This window comes from Candidatus Krumholzibacteriia bacterium, from assembly GCA_035649275.1.
Classification (GTDB): Bacteria; Krumholzibacteriota; Krumholzibacteriia.
The window spans coordinates 1-3,905 of sequence record DASRJW010000114.1; the positions used below are offsets into that span (position 1 = coordinate 1).

Genomic DNA, 3,905 nt, shown 5'->3' on the forward strand with positions numbered 1-3,905 from the left:
TCGAGTGGCAGCGCCTGAGCCCGGAAGACGATGTCGAGGGTCCAGAAGGCTTGAGTATGGTGGTGGAGCAGCTCGACGGCTTCGAGGCGGCGGCTGCCGCCTGGGAAAGCGAGATTCTCCCGGCGCGGGTGGCGGACTACGACCCCTCGTGGCTCGATTCGCTCTGTCTTTCCGGGCGCTGTACCTGGGCACGCTTGTCGCCGGCGCGAACCGGGGGGCGCGACACCGAGGCGGAAGCTCCCGTCGTGCGTGGTCGCGGCGGCCCCGTGCGCACCACGCCCATCGCGCTCTTGCAGCGCAGCAACCTGCGAGCCTGGCCGCAGCTCGAGACCTGGCCGGAAGACCTGCACCTGTCGCCAGAAGCACAAGGCGTCTACTCCTACCTGCAACGCCGGGGTGCTTCGTTCTTCGCCGAGATCGCTTCCGGGACGCGGTTGCTGCGGACCCAGGTCGAAGCGGCACTGGGCGAGCTCGTGTCGCAGGGACTGGTGTCGGCGGACAGCTTCATGGGATTGCGCGCTCTTCTCGTGCCCTCGGAGCGGCGCAAGCCGCTGCACGATGGAGGCCGTCGCCGGCGCGCGGTGGCGCATTACGGCGTCGAGGACGCTGGACGCTGGGGAATCCTGCGCACGCCACAGCATGCAGAAGCTGTGGCAGGGGACGGATCAGCGCTTCCGCTCGCTGTCGACACGAGCACTGCCGAAGCGGTCGCGCCGGTCCTGCTCCGGCGCTGGGGCATCGTCTTCCGCAAGCTCGTCGAAAGGGAGCCCGCGGCGCCACCGTGGCGCGAGCTGCTCGCAGTGTTACGACGGCTGGAGGCGCGTGGCGAGATCCGCGGCGGCCGCTTCGTGGACGGCTTCAGCGGCGAGCAGTTCGCCCTCCCGGAGGCCGTGGGTACGCTCCGTCAGGTGCGGAAGAGCCCGCGGACGGGAGCTTTCGTCGCCGTGAGCGGTGCCGATCCTCTCAACCTGGTGGGCGTTCTCACTCCGGGTGCACGGGTTCCGGTGCACACGGACAACCGCGTGCTCTACCGCGATGGCGTTCCTCTCGCGGTGCGCGTCGCCGGCGAGATCCGCCTCCTCGAAGCCACGGAAGACGGAACGACTACCTGGGAGATCCGCCAAGCCCTGGTGCGCCGGCGTGTTCCGCCACAGCTGCGCCGGGTTCTCCGTTTCGCCTGAAAAAGCGAGAGGGCGCGCTGGGGCGCGCCCTCTGCTCCTGCATCCTTGCAGCGATTTGGCATCCTGCCGCATCGACGAGCTCGCGCCTGCAGCTCCTCAGCTCGCCACGGAGATGACGACTGCACCGGCGGCGATCAGGAGGCAAGTCGCCCCGACGATGAAGCGCAGGATCGCGTAGCTGTTGACCTCGGACATGCGTTCTCCACGGAGACCCGGCCCACCGGCGATCGATCCGAACGGCGGCGTCGGGAACCTCCGTACCAGGAGCAACTGCAAGCAGTGTTCACAGCGCTTCCTGACGGGGGCCGTCTGGACCCGCGCTGCGGCTGCCTTCTCGATGGGTGCGGCGATGGCGAGAGGTCGCGACCAAGGTGTCCGTGCTGCCGTGAGAGGTCAGCCCAGGCGCCTTGCGGCGGAGCGGGCGGCGAAATGACCGCACATGCCGTGCACACCGCCACCCGGGGGCGTGGAGGCCGAACACATATAGATGTTGTCCGCGGGCGTGCTGTAGGGATCGCGCCGGCGGCTCGGGCGAGTGAAGAGCTGGCCGAGGTCCAGGACTCCACCACCGATGTCGCCGCCTACGAGGTTCGGGTTGTCGCCTTCGAGGTCGACGGTGGTGCGAACGCGGCGAGCCAGGATGCGTTCACGGAAACCCGGCGCGAAGCGCTCGATCTGCGCCTCCATCCGCGCGCTCATGTCGTAGCTGGAGCCGTGCGGCACGTGGCAGTACGCCCACACGGTGTGCATCCCTGCCGGTGCCCGCGTCGGGTCGAAGAGGCTTTGTTGGGCGACCAGCACGAAGGGCCGTTCCGGGTGCTCGCCACGCCACACGGCGCTCTCGGAAGCCGCGATCTCCTCCAGCGTGCCGCCCACGTGCACGGTCCCCGCTCGGGAGCAGTCGGGGTTGCGCCACGGGATGGAAGCCGCGAGGGCGAGGTCGAGCTTGCAGACGCCGGGCCCGTAGCGGAATCGAGCCAGCGTTCGACGAAACCTCTCCGGCAGCCGGAGACCCTGGAGACGCAGCACCTGCCGTGGTGTGAGGTCGAGCAAGACGACACGGGCGCGGGGAAGAGATCCCAGATCCTGCACGCGCGTCCCCGTCACGATCTCGCCACCGAGCGAGCGCAAATGCGCTGCGAGTGCTTCGGCAAGGCGTTGCGCCCCGCCGCGCGGGAAGGGCCAGCCGACACGATGACCGAGGACGGCGAGCAACAACCCCGCAGCCGCCGACGGCGCTCGTTCTAGGGGCAGGACGGAGTGGGCCGCGAGTCCTGCCAGGAGACCGCGAGCGCGCCATCCCACAAATCGCTGCTCGAGAAGGCGACGGGCCGGCGCCAGCCCGAGGCGGGCGAAGCGGAGGAGCGCCAACGGATGGCGTGGCCAGCGGAGCGGGCCAAGGATGTCGTGAAGCAGAGACTCGCTGTGATCAACCAGAGGTTCCAGCAGCCGCCGGTATGCCTGCGCATCGTCTTCCAGCGTTGCCGCCGTTCCCTCGATGGAGCGCTCGAGGACGGCGGCCGAGCCGTCGTCGAAAGGATGTGCCAGGGGAAGCGGCGGATGGATCCACTCCAGACCTTGGGCGGCGAGCGGCAAGGTGCAGAAGAAGGGTGACGCCAAAGCAAAGGGGTGAATCGCCGAGCAAGTGTCGTGCAGAAACCCTGGCAGCGTGAGCGGCGCCGAGCGCGTGCCGCCGCCCACCGTATCCGCCGCCTCGACGAGCAGGACGGAGTGACGATCGCGAGCGAGCGTGATCGCTGCGGCGAGACCGTTGGGGCCGGCGCCGACGACAACGGCATCGTACTCGGATCGTGCAGGCACCCGTCGTATCTCCGTCGCTCAGCCTGGCGTTGAGTCGGAGCGTCGCCCTGGAGCGATGCTAGGCAGACGCCGGTGGAGGAGCAAGGGCGAGGCGCACGTTCGGCGGCGCGACCCATGTGGTCGGAGCGGGATCGGCGTAACCCTTCATGGGGCACTCGAGTTCGTCGCGTGAACCGGTCCACAGACCGCGCATCCATTGATGCATCTTGGTGGAGTCGAGGTCGAGGAGGCCGTCCTCGCGGAGGCGCCCTACCTGGTTGTTGGGATGCTCCAGCGCCACGGTGCACTTGTTGAGCCGGCCGTTGGCGCGGACGAGGTAGGAATTGCCGCGTGTGGCATAGCAGAGCTGAGGATGTTGCTCCAGCACATGGCGGACGCCGAGCTCCTTTGCGTAGCGGCTCAGGGAATGGACGACGGCGTCACCCGTCTCCTCGTCGAAGACGGGCAACGTGGCGTCGTTCGGTCCACCTAGACACACGAGCCTGCGGATGAAGAGCTCGAAGCGCTCGTCCTGACCGAAGGCCTCGGCGTACTGGCGAATGAACGCGGGGAGAGCCTCATGGTTCTCCTGGTCCACGTGCAAGCGCACCAGGACGTGGAATTCCCTCGGCACCGCCCGCATCGCCAGGACGTTCTTCCAGATCCGGTCGAAGGTACCCCCACCTCCGGCCAGAACTCGTTTGCGATCGTGCCACTCTTGCGGCCCGTCGAAGGAGATCTGGTACCGCGACACTCCCAGGTCCAGCAAGCGCTTGAAGCGCGAGGTAGAGAGGGAATAGGCATTGGTGGTGATTTCCCCGGTGTAGTGCAGCAGCGGAAACTGGCGCTGCAGCTCCAGCACGTGCGATGAGATGTCTTCGATGACATCCATCGCCAGGAGGGGCTCGCCCCCAAACCAGGACA

At 68.0% G+C, this 3,905-nt stretch carries 3 protein-coding genes; 1 reads left to right on the plus strand and 2 read right to left on the minus strand.

All coding sequences use genetic code 11. From position 1 onward, the window contains the following. On the plus strand, positions 1 to 1,181 hold a 1,181-nt coding region (locus tag VFE28_12090; protein ID HZM16732.1), incomplete at its 5' end, for an ATP-dependent DNA helicase. A 393-nt stretch (positions 1,182 to 1,574) separates the two neighbouring features. Here VFE28_12090 and VFE28_12095 read toward each other — a convergent pair. Together VFE28_12095 and VFE28_12100 are read right to left on the minus strand one after the other, a co-directional pair. Continuing rightward, the gene (locus tag VFE28_12095) at positions 1,575 to 3,002 is read right to left on the minus strand and encodes an NAD(P)/FAD-dependent oxidoreductase (GenBank protein ID HZM16733.1); all 1,428 of its coding nucleotides are present in this window, start codon (positions 3,000 to 3,002) and stop codon (positions 1,575 to 1,577) included. Positions 3,003 to 3,060: 58 nt separating this feature from the next. Beyond that, on the minus strand, positions 3,061 to 3,905 hold an 845-nt coding region (locus VFE28_12100), incomplete at its 5' end, for a radical SAM protein (GenBank protein ID HZM16734.1).